This is a genomic window from Streptomyces coffeae (assembly GCF_016741875.1).
GTDB classification, from domain to species: Bacteria; Actinomycetota; Actinomycetes; order Streptomycetales; family Streptomycetaceae; genus Streptomyces; species Streptomyces coffeae.
The window spans coordinates 1-805 of the sequence record NZ_JAERRF010000156.1; the positions used below are offsets into that span (position 1 = coordinate 1).

Below are 805 nucleotides of genomic sequence, written 5' to 3' on the forward strand. Positions count from 1 at the left end.
TCGAAGGTGAGTCCGGGGAGGTCGAGGATGACGTCGGGGGTGTTCTGGAAGGCCAGCATGACCTGGAAGAGGGGGTGCCTGGCCAGGGAGCGGGCGGGGTTGACGAGTTCCACCAGGCGTTCGAAGGGGATGTCCTGGTGGGCGTAGGCGGCCAGGTCGGTGGTGCGGACGCGGGTGAGCAGTTCGCGGAAGGTGGGGTCGCCCGAGGTGTCGGTGCGCAGGACCAGGGTGTTGGCGAAGAAGCCGACGAGGTCGTCCAGTTGTTCGTCGGTGCGGCCGGCGATGGGTGTGCCGATGGGCACGTCCTCGCCCGCGCCCAGGGCGCTGAGCATGGCCGCGAGCGCGGCGTGGACCACCATGAACACACTGGTCCGTGCCTGCCGCGCCAACTCCACCAGACCGCGGTGCAGTTCCGCGTCCCAGTGGATCTCGACCCGCCCGCCGCGATGACTGGCCATCGGTGGCCGTGGCCGGTCGGCCGGCAGCGTCAGCTCTTCGGGGAGCCCGGCCAGGGCACGGCGCCAGTAGGCGAGCTGTTCACCGGCGACGCTGCTCTCCTCCGCCTCGTCGCCGAGGAGTTCGCGTTGCCACAGGGCGTAGTCGGCGTACTGGACGGGCAGGGGCTCCCAGGCGGGGGCGCGGCCTGCCGTGCGGGCGGCGTAGGCGGTGCCCAGGTCGCGGGCGAGGGGGGCCATGGACCAGCCGTCGGCGGCGATGTGGTGCATGACCAGCAGCAGCACGCTCTCGGAGGCGTTGCGTACGAACAGGGAGGCGCGCAGCGGCAGGTCGGTGGCGAGGTCGAAGC

The 805-nt window shown here is 71.7% G+C and carries 1 protein-coding gene; it reads right to left on the reverse strand.

The annotated features are described in order from the left end of the window. The coding region (locus JK363_RS41445) for a condensation domain-containing protein (protein ID WP_236076591.1) at positions 1-805 on the reverse strand (805 nt) is incomplete at both ends.